This window comes from Parasedimentitalea denitrificans (assembly GCF_011813015.1).
In the GTDB taxonomy this organism is placed as follows: Bacteria; Pseudomonadota; Alphaproteobacteria; order Rhodobacterales; family Rhodobacteraceae; genus Parasedimentitalea; species Parasedimentitalea denitrificans.
This window is the reverse complement of the sequence record NZ_QHLQ01000017.1, coordinates 15,092-36,948: the sequence shown is the minus strand read 5'-3', so window position 1 is coordinate 36,948 and position 21,857 is coordinate 15,092. Positions and strand designations below refer to the sequence as shown.

20 protein-coding genes are annotated in these 21,857 nt (G+C 55.3%); 12 read left to right on the top strand and 8 right to left on the bottom strand.

Going from position 1 to position 21,857, the window contains the following annotated elements; translation table 11 throughout:
• Nucleotide 1 precedes the first annotated feature (1 nt).
• The 7 genes from DL239_RS15615 to DL239_RS15585 all read right to left on the bottom strand — a co-directional run bounded on the left by DL239_RS15615 (nt 2) and on the right by DL239_RS15585 (nt 6,276).
• The gene (locus tag DL239_RS15615; RefSeq protein ID WP_167685034.1) at nt 2-757 is read right to left on the bottom strand and encodes a class I SAM-dependent methyltransferase; all 756 of its coding nucleotides are present in this window, start codon (nt 755-757) and stop codon (nt 2-4) included.
• Between the two features lie 10 nt (nt 758-767).
• Complete coding sequence (locus tag DL239_RS15610; protein WP_167685033.1) at nt 768-1,163, bottom strand: GtrA family protein; 396 nt, start codon at nt 1,161-1,163, stop codon at nt 768-770.
• Nucleotides 1,160-2,158: a glycosyltransferase family 2 protein gene (locus DL239_RS15605; protein ID WP_167685032.1), complete on the bottom strand. Its 999-nt coding sequence runs from the start codon at nt 2,156-2,158 to the stop codon at nt 1,160-1,162. Before DL239_RS15605 ends, DL239_RS15610 begins: the two co-directional genes overlap by 4 nt.
• Before the next feature lie 285 nt (nt 2,159-2,443).
• A complete protein-coding gene (nagA, locus tag DL239_RS15600) occupies nt 2,444-3,595 on the bottom strand; it encodes an N-acetylglucosamine-6-phosphate deacetylase (protein WP_167685031.1) in 1,152 nt (383 codons plus the stop codon).
• Nucleotides 3,592-4,620, bottom strand: a complete 1,029-nt coding sequence (locus DL239_RS15595) for an SIS domain-containing protein (RefSeq protein WP_167685030.1) — start codon at nt 4,618-4,620, stop codon at nt 3,592-3,594. The genes nagA and DL239_RS15595 overlap by 4 nt, the downstream gene beginning before the upstream one ends.
• A gap of 10 nt (nt 4,621-4,630) precedes the next feature.
• A complete protein-coding gene (locus tag DL239_RS15590) occupies nt 4,631-5,389 on the bottom strand; it encodes a GntR family transcriptional regulator (RefSeq protein ID WP_167685029.1) in 759 nt (252 codons plus the stop codon).
• Nucleotides 5,386-6,276 (bottom strand): glucosamine kinase nucleotide-binding domain-containing protein, encoded by an 891-nt coding sequence (locus DL239_RS15585; protein WP_167685028.1) that lies wholly within the window; start codon nt 6,274-6,276, stop codon nt 5,386-5,388. Before DL239_RS15585 ends, DL239_RS15590 begins: the two co-directional genes overlap by 4 nt.
• 162 nt (nt 6,277-6,438) lie before the next feature.
• On the opposite strand from DL239_RS15585, the gene DL239_RS15580 reads away from it, so the two are divergent.
• The 10 genes from DL239_RS15580 (at nt 6,439) to eda (ending at nt 18,232) form a co-directional block, all read left to right on the top strand.
• Nucleotides 6,439-7,332: an N-acetylmuramic acid 6-phosphate etherase gene (locus DL239_RS15580; protein ID WP_167685027.1), complete on the top strand. Its 894-nt coding sequence runs from the start codon at nt 6,439-6,441 to the stop codon at nt 7,330-7,332.
• Nucleotides 7,333-7,376: 44 nt separating this feature from the next.
• A complete protein-coding gene (locus DL239_RS15575; RefSeq protein WP_167685026.1) occupies nt 7,377-8,627 on the top strand; it encodes an ABC transporter substrate-binding protein in 1,251 nt (416 codons plus the stop codon).
• A 66-nt stretch (nt 8,628-8,693) separates the two neighbouring features.
• Nucleotides 8,694-9,608, top strand: a complete 915-nt coding sequence (locus DL239_RS15570) for a carbohydrate ABC transporter permease (RefSeq protein WP_167685025.1) — start codon at nt 8,694-8,696, stop codon at nt 9,606-9,608.
• Between the two features lie 12 nt (nt 9,609-9,620).
• Nucleotides 9,621-10,460, top strand: a complete 840-nt coding sequence (locus tag DL239_RS15565; RefSeq protein WP_167685024.1) for a carbohydrate ABC transporter permease — start codon at nt 9,621-9,623, stop codon at nt 10,458-10,460.
• Nucleotides 10,457-11,485, top strand: coding sequence for a Gfo/Idh/MocA family protein (locus DL239_RS15560; RefSeq protein WP_206188484.1), 1,029 nt, complete (start codon nt 10,457-10,459; stop codon nt 11,483-11,485). The genes DL239_RS15565 and DL239_RS15560 overlap by 4 nt, the downstream gene beginning before the upstream one ends.
• Nucleotides 11,486-11,487: 2 nt before the next feature.
• Nucleotides 11,488-12,483 carry an ABC transporter ATP-binding protein gene (locus DL239_RS15555; RefSeq protein ID WP_167685023.1) on the top strand — a complete coding sequence of 332 codons (996 nt, stop codon included), beginning with the start codon at nt 11,488-11,490 and terminating at the stop codon, nt 12,481-12,483.
• Between the two features lie 155 nt (nt 12,484-12,638).
• Nucleotides 12,639-14,261: a glucose-6-phosphate isomerase gene (pgi, locus tag DL239_RS15550; protein WP_167685022.1), complete on the top strand. Its 1,623-nt coding sequence runs from the start codon at nt 12,639-12,641 to the stop codon at nt 14,259-14,261.
• 28 nt (nt 14,262-14,289) lie between these two features.
• Entirely contained in the window at nt 14,290-15,741 is a 1,452-nt protein-coding gene (gene zwf / locus DL239_RS15545) for a glucose-6-phosphate dehydrogenase (protein WP_167685021.1), read from the top strand.
• A gap of 31 nt (nt 15,742-15,772) precedes the next feature.
• Nucleotides 15,773-17,581: a phosphogluconate dehydratase gene (gene edd, locus DL239_RS15540; protein WP_167685020.1), complete on the top strand. Its 1,809-nt coding sequence runs from the start codon at nt 15,773-15,775 to the stop codon at nt 17,579-17,581.
• A gap of 3 nt (nt 17,582-17,584) precedes the next feature.
• Nucleotides 17,585-18,232, top strand: coding sequence for a bifunctional 4-hydroxy-2-oxoglutarate aldolase/2-dehydro-3-deoxy-phosphogluconate aldolase (gene eda, locus DL239_RS15535; RefSeq protein WP_167685019.1), 648 nt, complete (start codon nt 17,585-17,587; stop codon nt 18,230-18,232).
• A gap of 59 nt (nt 18,233-18,291) precedes the next feature.
• Here eda and gph read toward each other — a convergent pair whose 3' ends face one another.
• Nucleotides 18,292-18,945 (bottom strand): phosphoglycolate phosphatase, encoded by a 654-nt coding sequence (gene gph / locus DL239_RS15530; protein WP_167685018.1) that lies wholly within the window; start codon nt 18,943-18,945, stop codon nt 18,292-18,294.
• Nucleotides 18,946-19,182: 237 nt separating this feature from the next.
• Between gph and DL239_RS21920 the strand changes: the two genes are divergently transcribed.
• Both DL239_RS21920 and DL239_RS15520 read left to right on the top strand, forming a co-directional pair.
• Nucleotides 19,183-19,659, top strand: coding sequence for a DUF2946 family protein (locus DL239_RS21920; protein WP_206188483.1), 477 nt, complete (start codon nt 19,183-19,185; stop codon nt 19,657-19,659).
• Nucleotides 19,650-21,845 carry a NosR/NirI family protein gene (locus DL239_RS15520; RefSeq protein ID WP_167685016.1) on the top strand — a complete coding sequence of 732 codons (2,196 nt, stop codon included), beginning with the start codon at nt 19,650-19,652 and terminating at the stop codon, nt 21,843-21,845. Before DL239_RS21920 ends, DL239_RS15520 begins: the two co-directional genes overlap by 10 nt.
• Nucleotides 21,846-21,857: the final 12 nt, after the last annotated feature.

The following is a 21,857-nucleotide window of genomic DNA, read 5'->3' as shown; positions in this document are numbered from 1 at the left end:
TTCATTTACTTGCTTGCCGTGCTTTACTCACCAAAGCCGCAGCGCGCATTTGGGCAATTTTTGTTACCATCCTGCGAGGCATCAAGGAAACAATCCCACGCCGCAAACGCCAGCTAAAGTTCCCAGCCGAAGTGACTTTTCGCCCAGCTGGAATCTCACACTCCAGCATCTCTGGTGACAGACCTTTGCGACCTGTGGAATTGGCATAAAACACGGTATTATAGCGGTACCACGGCTCAACCCCTACAGCGTCCTTAAGCTGCGGACGGATGCAATCAAACGCTGTGTATCCTTGGGCAGCAAAAAGATCCTGCCAAAATGACAGAGGTTTTTCATTGATATGGAATTCACCGCCCTGTCCGGGAACAGCTGCCGAAAAAAGAACCCTGTCGGCATGCCGGGTCAGACTTTCGACCAAGATCTTCGATGCGCTCTCGGGAAGGTGCTCGCCTACCTCTAGGCTTTGCGCCAGATCAAACCGGCGCCCAAGGTCCACGGGCTTAGTCAGGTCGGCGGCATAAAATTTGTCCTTGGGTACCGCCAACTGGTCACGATCAACGTAATCGCCATCCACAGCCATCACATCTGCAACGCCCGCCTTGGCCCATTCGTTAGTCCAAACACCGCGGCCTGCCCCCAAATCTATCACGCTTTTGATATTCAGCCAGTTTCGCAACACACTTATCATGACCTGCGCCGAAGTGCGCGCGCCGACCTCAATGTAGTCATAAAACTGGTTGGAATAGATATGGGCCATCACCTTCCCCCTAGTGTTGCTGTCCAGCTTCGGCAAAAACCCAAATACGAAAAATAAGATAATTTTGCACCGGTAGAACCACCGCCACGACAATAGCCGAAACAGAGTCTGGCCAGCCAAGGCCCGGCCCCAAAGCACCGGTGATGCCCGCCGACACCAGATAACCTAGCCCAATTGTACAGGCGAATTTAAAAATCTGATCTGGTCGTCCCAAAGGCTTTCGAAACGTCCACCATGTTTGCCCGACATATTGAACTGAAACGGCAATTAGGAACGCCAGAAAGTTCGCCAGCGGTTGACCAATCGATACCGCCAAGAACACAAGGTAGATGCATACGTAGAGCGCAGCCACGCCAGTTCCCACGATTGCGAACCGAAGAAATTGAGCCTGTGCAGCAGTAATCATGACGCTTTAGAGTTGCTGGTTTGGAGAGACACCGCACCGGTAGTGATCTGGTCGACCCCCTGCGGCAACAACGTCGGCTCACCTGTTTCCTGAGACAGGAAGTACAATGGTCGCTGCTTGCTTTCCATATACAAGCGTCCGACATATTCACCCAAAATTCCAAGCGTCAGCAATTGGATACCCGAAAAGAACGATATCGCCAGCAACATAGAAGCCCAACCCGGCGCAGTGTTATACAACAGCAGAGAGCCGAACACATAGATCGCCATAAACACCGTTACGAACAAGCTGACAAACGACAGGCGGGTGGCGATCTTCAACGGCTTTGTCGAAAACCCGGTCAGCGCATCAGTGGCAAAGCGAAGCATGGCTCGGAAAGGGTATTTGGTAACACCTGCAACCCTCGCATCACGTACATACTCCAACCCAATCTGGCGATAGCCTGCCCAGGCAAACATGCCGCGGATAAACCGCGACCGTTCAGGCATATTCAGCACCGCATCTAGCGAGCGGCGGCTTACCAAACGGAAATCACCGGTGTCCTTGGGAATAGCCACATCCGACAGTACATTCAGGAACCGATAAAAAAGATGGGCCGTCAGCTTTTTGAACAGGGTCTCCCCTTTACGCTCGGCACGGCGGCCATACACCACGTCATAGCCGCGATCCATCATTGACATCATGTCAGGCAATATTTCGGGCGGATCCTGAAGATCCGCGTCCAGCATAAAGATGCGCTCCCCTCGGGCAGCTTCCAGCCCGGCAGTCAGGGCCACTTGATGGCCTCTGTTGGCCGACAGGCGTAGTCCGCGCACCTGTGGCACCTGCTGGCTAGCTGTTTCCATGGCTGCCCAAGTATCATCATCGGAACCGTCATCCACTAGGATGATTTCGGCTTTGTCTGCCCAAGGACCGATAGCCTGCGCCAGCCGCTCAACCAGCAGCGGAATAGACTCATCCTCGTTAAAGCAGGGTACTACAACGGAAAGGTACACCTTACACATCCCCACATTTGTTATGTTTGCTCGATGCTGCAGATATTGACCCATTGCGGGACATCAAGCCAACATTTGCCGAAAGGTCCTGTAGTGTAGGATACAAAGGTTAACGTCTTGTGTGGTTTCGGCCACAGACTATGTCATCAACATGGCGAATCTACTTCGAATGCCAATATTTGGCCTTCGTCTTATGGGTTGGAGACTAAAATGAATAGAATCAACCTGAGGTAGTCGGCGGCCTACTGCGCGGTTTTCACACCCCCAAAACAGACAAAACACCAGTTAGATCAGCTGACCACGCTGCCAGACTTTCTCAATCTGCAAGGTATCGTTCAGATGCAAAACATCCGACTGCCGACCCTTGGCCAGCCCACCAACGCGAGAGGCACCAATTAATGCCGCTGGGATTCTACTTGCCATGGCGACAGCAACTTCCAAAGGAACCCCGCACATTTCGACAAGGTTTTCAATCGCAGTTGCCAACTCTAGGTGAGCCCCGGCAAGGGTGCCATCTGACAGGGTAAGCCGATTGCCGTTGCGATGTATCGTGCGAGAATTCAAAGTGAAACTTTCGATGTCAGCCCCGGCAGTTGCCATGGCATCGCTGACCAGGAAAATCTGCCCCGGACCACGCTTAGCCCGTAGGGCGAGTGACATAGAGGCAGGATGCACATGAACACCATCAGCAATTAGACCAGCAGATAACTCACCCAAGGCAAGTGCAGCACCAACGGTACCGGGCTCACGCCCGCTAATCTGACTTTGTGCATTGAACAGATGGGTGACACAGCGAGCCCCCGCCTTGACCGCAGCCAGGCAGGTCTCAAAATCTGCATTCGTATGCCCGAGCGACACTAACGCACCAGCATTGCAAAGGGCCTCAATCTGATCGTTAGAGACGTTTTCAGGTGCGACAGTAACCTTTAGAACAGGCAACCGTGCAGCTGCATCTAGCAACACTTCTAGATCCGTATCGCTCATTGGGCAGATCAATGTCGCATCGTGAGCGCCCTTTCGAGCATTCGACAAATGCGGCCCTTCGAGATGAAGCCCCAGAATGCCCGGCACATTCACTGCAATGGCGTCTTCGACGGCCTGTATCGCCCCCTGCACATGAGCAGGCGTGTCGGTAATAAGAGTTGGCAAGATCGAGGTCGCCCCAATGCGCGCATGCGCCTGTGCAATGGTGCGCAGGGTATCTACATCCTGCGTATCATTCAGCATCACCCCGCCGCCGCCATTGACCTGCAAATCTACAAATCCGGGCACCAGATATCCACCAGCCAGATCAATGACATCAGCATCCACCGGAATATCTTGTGCAGCGACAATCCCATCTAGGCGCGCCCCGCAAAGCAGCAGAGCTTTATCCTGGCAGAACTGCTCTCCATCAAAGATGGATGCCCCCTTCAATGCAGTTAGCAGCTGGTTCATACCGTTTCCGTAACTTTTTTCAAATGCCGCGGCGCATCGGGATCGACTCCACGCGATGTCGCGAAAGCTTCTACCATTGAATAAAATGAAACGATCAGGCTAAGCGGGTCAGTCAGCCCATGCTTGGTACGGATATGTTCGATGCAGGTGGCACCCTGCACCATAGGAGTCGTCGCGAAGACCCGCGCGCCCTTATCCGCCACTTGGTCAGCAACATCCGCAAGAGCCCCTTCTGCTGCATCAGCAGCCGCAAACCCCAGAACAGGGAACTGCTCACCTACAATCGACACCGGCCCATGCAGCACTTCAGCCGAGGAATAACTCTCGGCATGCAACTGGCAGGTTTCTTTGAACTTCAGCGCCGCCTCATTTGACATCGCCAATACGGGGCCGCGCCCCAAAGTAAATAGAGACTGCTGAGCACCAATGGCTTCACGCACCTCTGGCCAATTGATCCTCGCCGCAGCAGCCAATTGGTCCGGCAACGCATGTATCGCCTCAAGCAGCTCCTTGTTTCGGTCCCATTCAGCCAACATCCACAACCCGGCAACGGCCGAAGTAACAAAAGTCTTGGTTGCTGCAACGCTCAGCTCTGGCCCAGCCTGGATATCAATTGGGTGGGCGCTCACCTTGGCCAATGGCGAGGCCATGTCATTGGTCAGCGCCACGGTCAAGGAACCGTCCCGCTTGGCATTTCGCGCCATCGCAACGATATCTGGGCTCTGCCCGGACTGCGACACAGCTAGGCTCAAGCCCTTATTCAGCTTCAATGGCACATCATAAACCGACGCGACCGACGGACCGACCGATGCAACCGGCACACCCAACAACAGTTCCGAAGCGTATTTCATGTAAGTACACACATGATCGGAGGATCCGCGAGCAACTGTCATGATAAACGCTGGGTCCTGTGATCTGGCCGCATTGGCAACCCCTGCAATGCCTGCCGCGCCTTGCGTTAACAGCCGATCAATGGCCTCTGGGATTTCATCAATCTCACGGCGCATTTTTGTGCTCTGGATCATACGTCAGCTCCTATTGGTCGGCCAGTCGTAACTCGGCCACAAAATCATATGCATCGCCGCGATAGACCGACCGAGTAAACTCGACCACGCGACGGTTGGGCAAATACGAGGTCCGCTCGATGCGCAGCCCCGCAGCACCGGTCTCTACACCCAAAACCTCGGCATCCTCTCCCCCCAGATTGATTGCCGAAATCCGCTGCAAGGCGCGTACCGGACGGTTTCCGCTGGCCTCCAAAACTTTATACAGCGAGGTTTCAACCTCCAGCGGGTTGGGTAGAACATCGACAGGTAGCGAAGCCCTCTCGATAGCCATTGGTCGATTATCGGCACGGCGCAGTCTCTCGATCCTGACGACAGATTCACCCGGCGAGAGCGCCAAAATCATCACCTCTTCGGGTGACGGCATATGTATGCCACGCCCTAGCCATTCGCTGGACGCACTCAGCCCGCGTCGAACCATGTCCTCAGTGAAAGATGTTAACACTGACAATGACTGCTCAACTTTTGGCGGAGCGTCTGACACAAAACTGCCAGACCCTTGTCGCTGCACAACGATACCACGGTCCACAAGATCCTGCATTGCGCGCCGAACCGTAACACGTGACAACCCTGTCAAGTTTGCAATCTCTCGCTCTGCCGGTAGCGGCGCACCTTCGGGCAGCAGTCCATTTGCAATAGCCATCTCAATTCGTGAACGCAGTCGCAAATATCGAGGGCCGGTCCCATCACCCAGCCATTCTCCGGGCCCAAAGAGTTCGTCAGGTGTCATGTTTTTTCCTGCCAAATCTGCCTCGCAAAGCGACGGGCCAATTCCAGTGCTCCATCCAACGCCTCGCCCTGAGGGGCAACCATATCGGCAGAGACCTCCGGCGGTAGAAAATCGGCATAATGCGAAGCAACACCACCGATCGCGCACACGGGTTCACCCGGCACACGCCCCAGCGCCACCAGCGCCTTACAGATATAATCCGCCCCTTCAGACATCAAAATACGCCCAACAGAGTCACCTGCCTTGGCCGCACGCACAATTTGCGGTGCGTAGGCTCCATAGTCAGCGGGCTGGGCAGCAGCGGTAAACCTCACGATTCTGGCGGCATCATGCTGGAATTCGGTCAGGCAATTCTCAATCAGATCACTCGTGCTTTCCAAACCGTCCAATGTCAGCAAAGCACGGCACAGCAGAGCCTTACCCAGCCAACCGCCCGATCCCTGATCCCCCAGCACAGCCCCGTAGCCACCGAGCAAGGCAATCTCCTCGCCGGTTTGGCGAGCCAAAAACGAACCGGTGCCAATACCAATCAAACTCCCGGATCGCGCACCCAACGCACCGACAACAGCAGCAGGGCGATCATCCTCGACCTTAGCGTTCCGAACCGGCAACTTATCAGCAACGACCTGTGCCGAGTCCGCATCCGTCACCCCCGCCAGCCCAGCATAAAGAGGGAAGTCAGCCAGCCGCTCGACAGCGATACCGGCCTGTGCAGCCAGCTCAGCAAGTCCGGATTTCAGCGTTTCCATGGCTGCATCGTGCGCCGAGAAAACATTCGCGCTGCCCCGCCTGACAGTCACCACTTTACCAAGCAAGAAAAGCGAGAATCGGCACGACGTGCCGCCGCCATCAATGGCGATATACGAACTATTCAATGGATCTCTCATAAGATACCTATACAATACCTTTTGGAAAATTGAAAGGCCTAGAAGCAGGCTAATCAGCCCAAAGTAGGTCGTGAGGAGCTCCAAAAGTGTCCGATGTGAATTTTAGTGGACAAAAGGTATTGTATAGGTATTTAATGGTCTCAACCGGGGAGGGGGAATCACATGGCTGCGTTAGCATCGTCATCTACAGAAGCACTGCACAGCGATGCTGCTGGACTAGACTTGCGCTCCGACGCTGAGATTCTATCGCAGCTCCTGCGCGCCCAGCAGGAGGCCTTGAGTGCAATGGCCAGCGCGCTCCCTGAGATCGCCGCAGCCAGTGAACTCCTGACCGAATCCATTCGCAAAAATGGTTGCATCCACTATGTAGCGGCAGGATCGTCCGCCCTGATGGGGCTGGCAGATGGCGCCGAAATTCCAGGTACTTTTGGAATAGCGGCGGATCGTATCAAAATACACATGGCTGGCGGTGTACCGATTGACGGAGACATGCCAGGGCACACCGAAGACAATGATGTCGCTGCACTCGCCGCAGCAGGAACCGTACAGCCAAATGATGTCGTCATTGCGATTTCAGCCAGCGGATCCACACCCTACCCTTTGCGTTTTGCCCAGGCGGCACGCGAACGCGGTGCCGCAATCATATCCATCGCCAACAACGCCAGTGCCCCCCTGTTTGCGCTGGCCGATGTCGCCATTCACTTGAACACCCCGCCCGAACTGATTGCGGGGTCCACCCGACTGGGTGCGGCCACTTCACAAAAAGTCGCACTGAACATGATATCAACCCTGACCGGCATTCGTCTGGGTCACGTGTTCGATGGAATGATGGTCAATGTGGTGGCCGACAATGACAAGCTACGCGCACGCGCACTTGGAATTGTCACCTGCATTACTGGTGTTTCAGACAACGTAGCGCAGAGCTGCTTGCAACAGGCAAATGGAGCGGTCAAACCCGCCGTCCTGCTAGCAGCAGGCGCCGCATCACCACAACAAGCAGATAAACTGATCGAGCAAACCAACGGAGATCTGCGCGCCGCCATGCGGCGCCTGTAAGTACGGCCATCAGGCCGATTAACGATTGTAAAAGGGAGAAAGACATGAACCGGAAACTACTAAGCCTAGCACTCTTGGGTTCGACTATTTTGGGCAGCGCTGCTGCTGCTGAAGTAACACTAACCATCGAAAGCTGGCGCAATGATGACCTGACCCTGTGGCAGGACAAAATCATTCCCGCATTTGAGGCTGCAAACCCTGGCATCAAGGTTAAATTCACACCTTCTGCCCCAGCAGAGTACAATGCAGTTCTGAACTCAAAACTGGATGCAGGCAGCGCCGGTGATCTGATCACCTGTCGCCCATTTGACGCGTCACTGGCACTCTATGACGGCGGCCACTTGGCAGACCTCTCAGGCTTGGAAGGCATGAACAACTTCTCAGACGTAGCCAAATCTGCCTGGCAGACCGACGATGCGTCAGCTTCGTTCTGTATGCCCATGGCTTCGGTTATTCACGGCTTCATCTACAACAAAGAAGTGTTTGCTGAGCTGGGCATCGAAGTACCAGAGACTGAGGCAGAGTTCTTTGCCGCGCTTGGGACAATTAAGGCAGATGGCAACTACATTCCATTGGCGATGGGCACCAACGACCAGTGGGAAGCCGCCACAATGGGCTATAACAACATCGGTCCGAACTACTGGAAAGGTGAAGAAGGCCGTCTAGCATTGATCGCTGGTGAGCAAAAGCTTACAGATGCCCAGTGGGTCGCACCTTATGAGGCGCTGGCCAAATGGGGCGAGTACTTGGGCGACGGCTATGAGGCCCAAACCTATCCTGACAGCCAGAACATCTTCACCTTGGGTCGCGCTGCAATCTATCCGGCCGGCAGCTGGGAAATCACAGGCTTCAACGCGCAGGCTGACTTTGAAATGGGTGCCTTCAAGGCTCCAGTGATGAACGCCGGCGACACCTGCTACATCTCGGATCACACCGACATCGCGCTGGGAATGAACGCTGCATCGCCTAATGCCGAGGCCGCCAAAACCTTCCTCAACTGGATGGGCACATCTGAGTTTGCAGGCATCTACGCAAACGCACTGCCTGGCTTCTTCTCGTTGTCCAACCACGACGTAGCAATGGAAGATCCACTAGCTCAGGAATTCGTCAGCTGGCGCGGCGAGTGTGAGTCGACCATCCGGTCAACATACCAGGTTCTGTCACGCGGTACTCCAAACCTCGAAAACGAAACCTGGGGCGCATCGGTTGCTGCGATCAAAGGCAGCAAAACAGCCAGCGATCTAGGCATGGAGCTGCAAAACGGCCTGTCCAGCTGGTACGCTCCGCACAAGTAAGACCACCCACGTATCAAAGTTCCGGGCTACATGCTGGCCCGGAACATTCAACATGAAGAGGTCGGCATGAAGAAATCAGGCATCAAATGGCACGTCGTTGTATTCTTGGCCCCTGCTGTGCTGGTCTACACCGCGATCATGATCTTCCCACTGTTCAACACCTTGCGGCTAGCTCTGTACACCGAGGTGGATCAGGTACGCCAGTTCGCCGGGCTGGACAATTTTCGCACCCTGTTTGGTGATGCCCATTGGTCAGGCCAATTCTGGAATGCGCTCGGCAATAATTTCTGGTTCTTCTTCGTCCACATGATCGTGCAGAACCCGATTGGCATCGCCTTGGCCGCTATTCTTAGCCACCCCAGACTACGCTTTGCCGCGCTTTACCGCACCGCTATTTTTGTACCCACGATCCTGTCATTTGTGATCGTAGGCTTCGCTTGGAAGCTGATCCTATCCCCCATCTGGGGCATCACCCCCGATATGTTGAAAGCAGTTGGCTTGAAATGGCTATACGCTCCATATCTGGGCAAAGAAGAATACGCCCTGACCACATTGGCGCTGATCTCGGTCTGGCAGTTTGTCGGCATCCCGATGATGCTGATCTATGCGGCCCTTCTAACGATCCCGGAAGAAGTTCTTGAAGCAGGCGAAGTGGACGGAATCACCGGTTTCTCGGCATTCTGGAAAATCAAGCTGCCACTGATCTTACCCTCGATCGGGATCATTTCAATCCTGACCTTTGTTGGTAATTTCAACGCCTTTGACTTGATCTACACCACCCAAGGCGCGCTTGCTGGGCCAGCCTTCTCGACCGATATTTTGGGTACGTTTATGTATCGCACCTTCTTTGGCTTCCAGCTGCAACTGGGGGATCCACACATGGGATCAGCCATCGCCAGCGGCATGTTTGGTATCATTCTGGTGGGCGTCTGTATCTACCTGTTTGGTATCCAGACCCGCCTGCGCCGGTATCAGTTCTAAGGAGCCGCAGAGATGTCAAAAGCCCGCCATAACCCGCTGAACAGCTTTGCCGCTCACGCCGCGCTAATCGCATACACTCTGATTGCGCTGTTTCCGGTCTTTGTGATCCTGATCAACAGCTTCAAGACCCGCAAAGCTATCTTTCGCGACCCACTTGCGCTACCTGATGGCGACAGTTTCACAATGATCGGCTATCAGACAGTGATGAAGCAGGGGGACTTTTTCCTCTACTTCCAGAACTCCATGATTGTCACCGTAGCCACATTGTTCTTTGTGCTTTTGTTTGGCGCCATGGCCGCATTTGCACTGGCCGAGTACCGGTTCAAAGGCAACATGCTCATGGGCCTGTATCTAGCACTGGGCATCATGATCCCGATCCGCATCGGCACTGTCGCCATTTTGGAAATGATGGTCAGTACTGGGCTGGTCAATTCTCTGTGGGCGTTGATCCTAGTCTATACAGCACAGGGTCTGCCGCTGGCGGTGTTCATTCTGTCCGAATTCATGCGTCAGGTCAGCGATGATTTGAAGAACGCTGGCCGCATCGACGGGCTGTCGGAATACACAATCTTCTTCCGCTTGGTGCTGCCACTGGTACGCCCGGCGATGGCAACGGTGGCCGTGTTCAACATGATACCGATCTGGAACGACCTGTGGTTCCCGTTGATCCTTGCCCCTGCCGAGGAAACCAAGACCCTGACCTTGGGTAGCCAGGTGTTCATCGGCCAGTTTGTCACTGACTGGAACGCCGTCCTGTCCGCACTATCGATGGCAATCCTACCGGTGATGATCCTGTATGTGATTTTCTCACGCCAACTGATCCGCGGCATCACATCAGGAGCTGTCAAATGATCCGTGTATTAATCGCTGGCCTCGGCAACATGGGGCTATCACATGCGCTTGCGCATCACCATCACGCAGGGGCGCAGATAGTTGGACTGGTCAATCGATCTGGCGAGGTCAGCCACCCTGATCTGCAAGGCTATCCAGTTTTCACTGATTTCCAGGTCGCCCTGAGTGAAGTCAAACCTGACCTCGTCGTCGTCGCCACCTATTCGGACAGCCACGCGGACTACGCAATTGCCGGGATGGAGGCAGGTGCGCATGTGTTTGTTGAAAAGCCGCTAGCAACAACTGTGGATGACGCCAAGCGCGTCACTTCCAAGGCCATTGAACTGAACCGCAAACTGGTCATTGGTTACATCTTACGCCATCACCCATCCTGGGTGCGTTTGATCGAAGAAGCCCGCAATTTGGGTGGTCCATATGTGTTCCGCATGAACCTAAACCAGCAATCCAGCGGCGAAACCTGGGAAACCCACAAGGCTTTGATGCAGACTACCTCCCCTATCGTCGATTGTGGCGTGCACTATGTGGATGTCATGTGCCAAATCACCGACGCCAAGCCTGTTCAGGTCAACGGTATGGGCCTGCGCTTATCAGATGAAATCGCCGAGGACATGTACAATTACGGCCAATTCCAAGTGATTTTCGAAGACAATTCAGTTGCCTGGTACGAAGCAGGCTGGGGCCCAATGATGTCCGAAACGGCGTTCTTTGTAAAAGACGTCATCACACCCAACGGATCAGTGTCGATCACCGAAAAGGACAAGGCCGGGTCAGACGACGTTGACGGCCATACATCTGTTGGCGCCCTGCTTGTACATCGCCCCGACGGCGACCAAGTCATCGACCTCCCAGGTGAACCCGGCCATCAGCAATTATGTGATGCCGAACAGGCCTACATGCTGCGCGCAATCGCCGAAGACATCGACCTGACCCGCCATATGAGTGACGCCGTATCATCACTTGAAATCTGTTTGGCCGCCGACCAGAGCATCCGCTCCGGCCGCCCTGTTGACCTGACTGGATCCTGATCATGACCGCACTCAAACTTAGCAACGTCTGCAAATCCTTTGGCAAGGTCGAAGTCCTGAAGAACATAGATCTAACCGTCGAAGAAGGCGAGTTTGTGGTCTTTGTTGGCCCTTCGGGTTGCGGTAAGTCCACCCTGCTCCGCGTAATCTCAGGGCTAGAGGAAACCACGTCCGGAGACATCGACATTGGGGGACGGTCCGTCAATGACGTGCCGCCAGCGAAACGTGGCATCGCCATGGTTTTCCAATCCTATGCGCTCTATCCGCATCTGACAGTGCGCGAAAACATGGCACTGGCCTTGAAACAAGAGCGCAAGCCCAAGGATGAAATCGCCGAACGTGTGGCCGAGGCCAGCCGGATGTTGTCGCTTGCTGACTATCTCGACCGACGCCCCTCTGAATTGTCTGGCGGTCAACGCCAGCGGGTTGCCATCGGGCGGGCCGTTGTGCGTGAACCCGAGCTGTTCCTGTTCGACGAACCACTGTCCAATCTGGACGCTGCGCTTCGGATGAATACCCGTTTGGAAATCGCGCGACTGCACCGTCAACTTGGCGCCAGCATGATCTATGTGACCCACGACCAGATTGAGGCGATGACGCTGGCCGATAAGATTGTTGTGCTACGTGACGGGCGTGTGGAACAAGTTGGCAGCCCTATGGAAATCTACAACAATCCTGCCAACCGGTTTGTTGCGGAATTCATTGGTTCTCCGTCTATGAACTTTGTTCCTGCCACAATGTTAGGCGGACCTGAGGGGCAGTTTGTTGGAATCCGCCCCGAGTACGCTCAGGTCAACGCCAACGGTCGCCTGAAAGGCAAAGTGGTACATGTCGAAAACTTAGGTGGGGACACAAATATTCTGGTGGATATTGGCGACGACCTAACCTTTACCTCGCGCATGTTTGGCCAATACAACGCGCAAGTTGACCAAGAAATTGCGCTCGATTTCGACGAAGGTAAGTGCTTGATATTTGATAAAGATGGCCAGCGCATCTGACCCCAACGAACTGTCGATGGACACCCCAGCTACATACTGAGACAATGTAGCCCTCGCTATTTGCGAATGTTGGCGCTATACACCGCAATGTTACCGCTAACTTTTCGCCATCATCTAGGCAATTTGTCCGCTTTAGCAGCAAGGAACAGGATCAGATGGAAGCCATTTGGCAGCAACTAGAGTCGCATAGGGTCGAGTCGGCCAATACTCCAATTCTGTCGCTGTTCGGGGATGCGGAAAGGTTCGCATCTTTCTCGGCAGATAGTGACGACCTGTTGCTGGATTATTCCAAAACCAGCTTGGACAGTACCGCTCTGGACCTACTCCTACGACTGGCCAATCACGTGGATCTTGACGCCAAGATCAAAGCAATGTCTGACGGGGATCAGATCAACACCACCGAAGGACGTGCTGTGCTTCACACTGCACTGAGGGCGCAATCCGACACTCCAATCTTAGTCAACGGAGTGGATGTGCTTCCCGAAATCCGTTCAATTCGCCACCAGATGGAGATCTTTGCCAAAGGCGTACGTAGCGGGGAGATCCAATCTGCTGATGGTGGACGGTTCACTGATGTCATCAACATCGGCATTGGCGGCTCTGACCTAGGCCCGGCCATGGCGACTTTAGCATTGACCCCCTACCACGATGGCCCTAGGTGCCATTTCGTTTCTAATGTGGATGGAGCACACATCCATGACACACTGGCCAATTTGGATCCCCAGCGAACATTAGTCATCGTTGCCTCCAAAACATTCACCACAATCGAGACCATGACCAACGCCGAAACGGCATTGGTGTGGTTACGGGCGGCACTAGGTGACAATGCTGCAGATCATCTGGCAGCCGTTTCAACCGCACAGGATAAGACGGCCGCACTGGGAATCGCGCCTGAACGTGTCTTTGGCTTTGAGGATTGGGTCGGGGGGCGCTATTCGCTCTGGGGGCCTGTCGGGTTACCTATCATGTTGGCGGTTGGACCAGAGAATTTCACTGACTTCTTGCGCGGCGCCGACGCGATGGACACCCACTTCAAATCCACTCCCCTGAGAGAAAACCTACCGGTTTTGCTAGGGCTAGTTGGCATTTGGCACAACAACATCTGCGGCTATGGCAGCCGTGCTGTCCTCCCCTATGATCAACACCTGCAACGCCTGCCCGCTTATCTTCAGCAACTCGATATGGAGAGCAATGGCAAGCGAGTCGCCCAAGACGGAAGCGCCCTACCCCGCGCCTCTGGCCCGGTGGTCTGGGGTGAGCCCGGCACCAATGGTCAGCACGCGTTCTATCAATTGCTGCACCAAGGCACCAAAGTTGTCCCAGCAGAGTTCCTGATCGCCGCCGAAGCGCATGAATCAGACCTGCAACATCACCACAACTTGCTAAAGGCCAATTGCCTGGCCCAATCCGAGGCCTTGATGCGTGGCCGCTCCCACGCCGAGGCCCGCGACGTCGCTGCCAAGCGTGGTTTTGAAGGCGCAGAACAAGACCGCATGGCGGCACATCTCAGCTTTCCGGGCGACCGCCCATCGATCACCATCGCCTACCCTAAACTCACGCCGTTCCACCTGGGGCAGATCATCGCCCTTTATGAACACCGCGTGTTCACCGAAGGCGCGATTTGGGGGATCAACTCATTCGACCAATGGGGTGTTGAATTGGGCAAAGAGCTCGCAGTTGCACTGCTGCCAATGGTCGAAGGCGCATCCGCAGAAACCAAAGACGGCTCAACCAAGGGATTGCTCTCCAAATTAGCCGCTTCCCCTAATCAAACCTAACCTCAAGCTAATAACGTCAGAGAAAACCATGGTTTCCCGAGTCATACCCGTCCAATCTTTTGACCTGGTGCTTTTCGGAGCAACCGGCGACCTCGCCCGACGAAAGATCCTTCCTAGCCTGTTCCACCGGTTCCAGCTGGGTCAGTTTAGCGACCAATCACGCATTATCGGCGCGTCTCGTAGTGATATGGACGTGGACAGCTTTCGCCAACAGGTGGCCGAGGCCGTTTGGCAGTTTGGTCAAAAAAATGAGGTAAACGACAAGGATGTCGCGGCCTTTATTAAGTTACTGGACTATGTCGCAATTGATGCCAAAGGTGAACGCGGCTGGGACGAACTGGCCAAACATATGCGCCCGGACGTCGTGCGCGCATTCTATCTGTCTGTTGCGCCCAGCTTGTTCGGCGACATTGCGACCCGCCTACGTGGCACTGGCATCGCAACTGATGACAGCCGCATAGTTGTAGAAAAACCCTTTGGCCACGATCTGGAAAGCGCTCAGGCCCTGAACAAGGCACTGCGGGCCAATTTCGAAGAATCTCAGATCTATCGGATCGATCACTACTTGGGCAAAGAAACCGTGCAGAACCTGATGGCCCTGCGGTTTGCCAATTCACTGTTCGAACCGCTGTGGAACTCTTCACACATCGACCACGTACAAATCACCGTGGCCGAAAGCATCGGCGTTGAAGGGCGCGGCGAATACTATGACCGCTCTGGCGCAATGCGTGACATGGTACAGAACCACCTGATGCAGCTGCTCTGCCTGACAGCAATGGAACCTCCTGGCAACTTCACCCCTGACGCCGTGCGCAACGAGAAAGTCAAAGTGATCGAGGCGCTGGAGCCTGTTGAGAACTCTGACATCGCCCGAGGGCAATACCGTGACCAAAATGGTCAGGGCAGTTACCGGGACCATGCAGGAAATCCTGACAGCCAGACCGAAAGCTTTATTGCGATGAAGGTGCAGGTTGCAAACTGGCGTTGGGCAGGCACTCCGTTCTACCTGCGGACCGGAAAATGCCTACGCGAACGGGCTTCGGAAATCGCGGTCTTCTTTCGCGACCCGCCGCACAACATCTTTCAAGGCAGTGATCCGGCCAAAGGGAATGTACTAGTGATCCGTCTGCAGCCCGACGAAGGCATCACCCTGCACACCACAATCAAAGATCCCGGCCCCGGCGGTATGCGCCTGACCCAGGCCGCTTTGGACATGACGTTTGCTGACAGCCTACCACAGGATGAGCGCCCACAGGATGCCTATGAGCGGCTGATCATGGATGTGATCCGTGGCAACCAGACCCTATTTATGCGTGGTGACGAAGTCGAAGCGGCCTGGGCCTGGGCCGACCCAATCATCGCAGGTTGGGACAACGGCCGAAATGTACCTCTCCCTTATGACGTCGGCAGCTCAGGCCCCGAAGACTCCCTACGGCTGCTTCATCGCGACGAGCGAAGCTGGCGTAGCATCGGCAAATGACCCAAGGCACTGAACAGAAAAGCGGCACCAAATGACCCTGAATAGAACACTGGCGTCGGTCACCGAACGCATCATCACCCGCAGTGCCCCATCCCGTCAGGCCTATCTGGACCGGATGCAGGCAGCACAAAGCAAAGGCCCTGCCCGGGCACATCTGTCCTGCAGTGGACAGGCACATGCCTATGCCGCGGCTGGGCCTGACCAAGCGGCACTGGCTGAGGCTTCGGTTGGTCATCTTGGCATCGTCACCGCCTATAATGACATGTTGTCAGCACACCAGCCGTTTGAAACCTACCCCCAGATGGTTCGCGATGCAGTTCGCGAGGCCGGAGGCACAGCGCAGGTCGCCGGTGGCGTGCCCGCTATGTGTGACGGCGTCACCCAAGGTGAGGCTGGCATGGAGTTAAGCCTGTTTTCACGTGATGCTATTGCCATGGCCACTGCTGTGGCACTCAGCCACAACACCTTTGATGCGGCGGTCTTTCTAGGCGTGTGTGACAAGATCGTGCCGGGCCTGATTATCGGCGCCCAAGTCTTTGGCCACCTGCCAGCCGTGTTCTTGCCAGCAGGACCTATGACCAGCGGCCTAGCCAATGATGACAAGGCTAAGATCCGTCAGAAATTCGCCCTAGGCGAAGTCGGCCGCGAAGAATTGCTAAAGGCGGAAATGGCGGCCTATCACGGGCCGGGAACCTGTACCTTCTACGGCACTGCCAACACCAACCAGATGTTGATGGAGTTCATGGGGCTGCACCTGCCCGGCTCCAGTTTCGTCAATCCAAACACACCGCTGCGCGATGCGCTGACCAAGGAAGGCGGACGTCGAGCACTAACCCTTAGTGCCTTGGGCAATGCTTACACGCCAGTTTGCGACATTTTGGATGAGAAAGCCTATGCCAATGGCATTGCTGGCCTTATGGCGACAGGTGGATCGACCAATCTGCTCATTCACCTGATTGCCATGGCGCGCGCAGGTGGGATTATTCTGGACTGGCAGGACTTCGCAGAACTGTCTGAGGTCGTACCACTGCTGGCACGTGTCTATCCCAATGGCTTGGCGGACGTGAACCATTTTCACGCGGCAGGTGGCTTGGGTTACATGATCGGTGAAATGCTCTCGGCTGGCTTGCTACATCCCGACACAAAAACTGTCGCAGGAGACGGGCTGCACAACTACACCACCGAACCGTTCCTAAGCGAGGACGGCCTAACCTGGCGCGAGGGCACAGACAAAAGCCTGAACGACAAAATTGTACGCCCTGCCTCTGATCCATTTCAAGCAACAGGCGGGCTAAGCCGCCTAACTGGCACGCTTGGCACTGGCGTGATGAAGATCTCAGCCGTCGCAGAGGAACACCGCACTGTCGAAGCCCCTGTTCGGGTCTTCCACGATCAGGAAGAAGCCAAGGCAGCGTTTAAGGCCGGCGAATTCAACGGCGATGTTATTGTGGTTGTACGGTTCCAAGGCCCCAAGGCCAACGGCATGCCCGAGCTGCACAGCCTAACGCCAATGCTGTCGATCCTGCAGGGTCGCGGACATAAGGTGGCGCTGGTCACGGATGGTCGCATGTCCGGCGCCAGCGGTAAAATCCCCGCCGCAATCCATGTGGTCCCCGAAGCACTGGACGGTGGTCCAATCGCCTACATTCAGGACGGTGATATCTTGCGCGTTGATGCAATTGCCGGAACCCTAGACATAGTGACCCCCGGCGTTACCGAACGCGAACCAGCAACTGCGGACCTCTCTGCCAATGCCTTTGGCATGGGACGTGAACTGTTTGCCCCTTTCCGCCAAGCTGTCGGATCTGCCGATACTGGTGCCAGTGTATTTGGAGTTTGATACATGTCTATTACCCCTCAGGCCGCTAGCGCGCGTAATCGCGAGGTCTGCCAGATGGCCCCCATCATTCCGGTATTGGTGGTCCATGACGTTTCCCATGCCCGGCCACTAGCCGAAGCATTGGTGCGCGGTGGATTGCCTGCCTTGGAAGTCACCCTGCGCACGCCAGCAGCCTTGGATGTGATCCGTGAGATGTCACAGGTCGAGGGCGGCGTTGTAGGTGCGGGCACCTTGATTACGCCGGAAGACGTCACGGCCGCTGTCGAGGCCGGAGCCAAATTCGGTGTCTCCCCCGGTGCCACCGACACCTTGCTTGATGCATGCGAAGATATCGGCCTGCCAATGCTGGCCGGTGCGGCCTCGGCGAGTGAGGCAATGCGCCTGCTGGAACGTGGCTACGACATGTTGAAATTCTTCCCAGCCGAGGCATCCGGCGGTGCGCCCGCACTAAAAGCCATAGGAGCACCACTGCCGCAGATTTCGTTCTGCCCAACCGGAGGCGTCAGCCCGTCCAATGCAGCCACTTACCTGTCGTTGCCCAACGTTGCCTGCGCTGGTGGCAGCTGGGTTGCCCCCAGTGATTTGGTAAACAAAGGCGAATGGGGCAAGATCGAAGAACTGGCCCGCGCTGCCAGCCAGCTAGCGCGCTGATCAAGACCAATAGAAATTCCTTGTGCGGGCAATGCGTCCGCTCAAGGAGTTCTGTGTTTCTACGCTGCTACTAGCAAATCCTGTACGAGCTTCGGAAAATCGACATAGTTGTCAAACGCGACTGTGTGGGGCATTTCTTCTACCGGGCATTTTCTATAGCCTTCTGTGTACAACATAAACGGAACACCTGCGCGTTGACCTGTCTCAGCATCAACATCGCTATCCCCTACATATAACTGTGGACCATCGCCCAACTCAGCAAAGGCTGCATGCAAAGGTGCTGGATCCGGTTTGTGCACCGGCAAACTGTCACCGCCCCACATAGTATCAAAGTAGTGATCCATCTTTAGGTGTGTCAAAACCGAACGACATGGGCGGATCGGCTTGTTGGTGCAGATCCCCAATTTGTGGCCGCTCGCCTTTAGATTATCCAAAGCAGCCAACACGCCGGGATAGGGCAGTGTTAGTTCAACGGCGTCATCATAACGCGCAACAAGATCAGCGAGCAAACGCGCCTGCTCACTGTCAGCAATCCCCCGAGCCTTGCGCAACTTGGTCACCAGCACAGCAGCACCGTTGCCGATGAAGTCATGTGTTTGCTCAAGTGTAATGCCCTCGCACCCCTCCTGCTCTAACACCTTGTTTGCAATGCAGTGAATGTCCGGTGCGCTATTAATCAACGTCCCATCAAGATCAAATACTATTCGCGCCATCGGACACCCTTTTCGATATTCAGATACTCCGACCCAGACAAATTATGTCAGCGCCAAAACAGCAAGCCTAAAACGGCGATCCGGCAGATAATCATGCAAGTCGTCATCAAGGGAATTTGACTTCAGTGACCTTCAACTCATCAAAAACTCGGTAAACGCCAATACATTGCGCCAGATCAAAGAACGTTCCAGCCGACAAACGTTATCACGGCGACAACGAACAACTTTGGCTTTTCCATGTCTCCCTTTGGCTCTTCCTCCCACCTAAAAGCACAACGCTCCTCTTGCTTGAACTGGCTGCGGGCGCTGATTGGTGTCTGTGCGCTAACAGTGCAAATGTTGGCCCCAATTGCCGCACATTCTGCAAACACTGGCGATTGGATGGAGATCTGCGGAGAAGACGGGCCCGCTTTGATGCAAGTTCAGCTATCTGATGATGAACAAGCTCCCTGCCCCAAATGTGACGAATGCAAATTCTGCCAGTTGGTTGTTTCCACAGGAAATATCCCTAACCCAGCCTTAAACTCATACAGCTTGCCCGTGGTCACAGCCATATCTGTGCAGCACGAGGGTAACGTCGAGGCCAATCCCGCACAATTCTGGCACGAGAATCGCGGACCTCCTAACTTAATTTCACACACAAATCCTAGCGACGGCATCTGTCGCCCATCCATCGACGAAACTCTTAGCAAAGGAGGTGCGTCATGGACTTAAGACGCGCAATCCCGAGCCTCGCAAAAACACTTGCCTGCCTCCTCGTAACTACACTGTTCATGGTCGCACCGACAGCCAAGGCAGATGACCTTGCCAGCTTTCTTGCAGACCTTACTCCCTCTGAATTAGCCCCCGGTGCCGAGGCCTTTGGCCCAATTTCACCGGACACCAAGGTTGCCCCTGTCCTGAAGGGCGGCAAGCCTGTGGCCTGGGCGTTCCTGACATCTGACTTTGTTGGCACCACCGGCTATTCCGGCAAGCCCATCCATGTTGTTGCCGCAATCGACGGCGATGCGGTGCTGACTGGCGTCAAACTGGTCAAACACTCGGAACCGATCATCCTAATCGGCATCCCAAACTCTAAAATGATTGCCCTGACTGAAGGTTATGCCGGTCTGGATCTCAAAGCTGAAGCCGCCACTGGTGGTGAGGCCCATGATCTGGACATCATTTCCGGCGCCACCGTGACCATCATGGTGATCGACGACAGCCTTGTGCGGGCCGGTATCAAGGTCTCCCGTATGCTTGGCCTTGGTGGCTTGTCGCCTCAGGTTGCCGACGGTCCCAAACGCGAAGTTGATATGGCGCAGGATGCCACTTATGACTGGTCGACCCTTTCCGGTGACGGATCTGTGCGCCGCCTGACTTTGGACATTGGCCAGATCAATACCGCCTTTGCGGCCACCGGTGACGCGCGTGCCGCCAAGCGCCCAGAGCCGGGCGAGCCTGACGACACTTACATTGACATGCACATGGCGCTGGTCTCGGTTCCATCCATTGGTCGCAGCCTGTTGGGCGATGCCGAGTATGAGAACCTGACCGAGTGGCTGGAGGAAGGCGAGCAAGCTATTTTGGTGCTGGGTCGTGGGGCCTATAGCTTCAAGGGATCCGGCTATGTGCGCGGTGGTATCTTTGACCGTATCCAGCTGATCCAGGGTGACAACTCGGTTCGTTTCTTTGACAAGCAACAGCGTCGTCTGGGTGATTTGGCTACTGCAGACAGCCCTAGCTTTACCGAGTTGGATGTCTTCAAGATCCCTGCGGATGCCGAGTTTGATCCGGCTGAGCCGTTCCGTCTGCAACTGCTGGCCCAACGGGCGGTTGGCGCGGTTGAAAAGACATTCCTGACTTTTGACCTGGGTTACAAGCTGCCCCAACAGTACCTGCTGCCCGTTGCAGCACCAGTCATCGTCAACAGCGACACAGATGAGGCCGCAGCCAAGACCGCTCTGTGGCAGCGGATCTGGAAAGATAAAACCGTCGAAATTGGCATCCTGGGCGTCATGCTCTTGGTTTTGACCGGCGTCTTCTTCTTCCAGTTTCAGGCGACCGCAAACGCCCGTGTTTTTTACTGGTTCCGCATCGGCTACCTCAGCTTCACTCTGGTCTTCCTTGGTTGGTACGCAAACGCACAGCTGTCTGTGGTCAACCTGTTGGCCTTGGCTGGCAGCCTGCGCAGTGGCTTTACCTGGGATGCATTCCTGATGGACCCGCTGGTGTTCATCCAGTGGTTTGCGATCGCAGCTGCCCTGCTGTTCTGGGGCCGTGGTGCCTATTGCGGCTGGCTGTGCCCGTTTGGCGCGCTGCAAGAGCTGCTGAACAAGGTCGCCCGCGCACTGAAGGTTCCACAATGGACCCTGCCTTGGGGCCTGCATGAACGCCTGTGGCCGCTCAAGTACATGATCTTCCTTGGTCTGTTTGGTTTGTCGATGGTGTCGATGACACTGGCCGAAACCTATGCCGAGGTTGAACCGTTCAAGACTGCCATCATCCTGAAGTTTGTACGCGAATGGCCCTTTGTCATCTTTGCCGTATCGCTGCTGGTTGCAGGCCTGTTCATCGAACGCTTCTACTGTCGCTACCTCTGCCCACTCGGTGGGGCTCTGGCGATCCCGGCCCGCATCCGCATGTTCGACTGGCTACGCCGCTACAAGGAATGCGGTAGCCCCTGTCAGACCTGCGCCAACGAATGCCCGGTTCAGGCCATACACCCAACCGGAGAGATTAACCCGAACGAGTGCGTCGACTGCATGCACTGTCAGGTTCTTTATCAATCCGAAAACAAATGCCCCGTGGTCATCAAGCAGCTCAAACGCCGAGCCAAAACCGGCTCTGCTGATCTGAAGATGCCCCTTGGACAGCCACCGGCGAACCACCCGAACGCCAAGAAATCACTCGTTTCCTAAAGGAGAAACACA

Bases quoted from the DNA above. Each gene is read 5' to 3' on its own strand.
- DL239_RS15590 (WP_167685029.1), bottom strand. From the start codon at position 5,389: ATGACACCTGACGAACTCTTTGGGCCCGGAGAATGGCTGGGTGATGGG.
- eda (WP_167685019.1), top strand. From the start codon at position 17,585: ATGTCTATTACCCCTCAGGCCGCTAGCGCGCGTAATCGCGAGGTCTGC.
- DL239_RS15520 (WP_167685016.1), top strand. From the start codon at position 19,650: ATGGACTTAAGACGCGCAATCCCGAGCCTCGCAAAAACACTTGCCTGC.
- DL239_RS15565 (WP_167685024.1), top strand. From the start codon at position 9,621: ATGTCAAAAGCCCGCCATAACCCGCTGAACAGCTTTGCCGCTCACGCC.
- zwf (WP_167685021.1), top strand. From the start codon at position 14,290: ATGGTTTCCCGAGTCATACCCGTCCAATCTTTTGACCTGGTGCTTTTC.
- DL239_RS15560 (WP_206188484.1), top strand. From the start codon at position 10,457: ATGATCCGTGTATTAATCGCTGGCCTCGGCAACATGGGGCTATCACAT.
- gph (WP_167685018.1), bottom strand. From the start codon at position 18,945: ATGGCGCGAATAGTATTTGATCTTGATGGGACGTTGATTAATAGCGCA.
- edd (WP_167685020.1), top strand. From the start codon at position 15,773: ATGACCCTGAATAGAACACTGGCGTCGGTCACCGAACGCATCATCACC.
- DL239_RS15585 (WP_167685028.1), bottom strand. From the start codon at position 6,276: ATGAGAGATCCATTGAATAGTTCGTATATCGCCATTGATGGCGGCGGC.
- DL239_RS15615 (WP_167685034.1), bottom strand. From the start codon at position 757: ATGGCCCATATCTATTCCAACCAGTTTTATGACTACATTGAGGTCGGC.
- DL239_RS15580 (WP_167685027.1), top strand. From the start codon at position 6,439: ATGGCTGCGTTAGCATCGTCATCTACAGAAGCACTGCACAGCGATGCT.
- DL239_RS15575 (WP_167685026.1), top strand. From the start codon at position 7,377: ATGAACCGGAAACTACTAAGCCTAGCACTCTTGGGTTCGACTATTTTG.
- pgi (WP_167685022.1), top strand. From the start codon at position 12,639: ATGGAAGCCATTTGGCAGCAACTAGAGTCGCATAGGGTCGAGTCGGCC.
- DL239_RS15555 (WP_167685023.1), top strand. From the start codon at position 11,488: ATGACCGCACTCAAACTTAGCAACGTCTGCAAATCCTTTGGCAAGGTC.
- DL239_RS15570 (WP_167685025.1), top strand. From the start codon at position 8,694: ATGAAGAAATCAGGCATCAAATGGCACGTCGTTGTATTCTTGGCCCCT.
- DL239_RS15595 (WP_167685030.1), bottom strand. From the start codon at position 4,620: ATGATCCAGAGCACAAAAATGCGCCGTGAGATTGATGAAATCCCAGAG.
- DL239_RS21920 (WP_206188483.1), top strand. From the start codon at position 19,183: ATGTCTCCCTTTGGCTCTTCCTCCCACCTAAAAGCACAACGCTCCTCT.
- nagA (WP_167685031.1), bottom strand. From the start codon at position 3,595: ATGAACCAGCTGCTAACTGCATTGAAGGGGGCATCCATCTTTGATGGA.
- DL239_RS15610 (WP_167685033.1), bottom strand. From the start codon at position 1,163: ATGATTACTGCTGCACAGGCTCAATTTCTTCGGTTCGCAATCGTGGGA.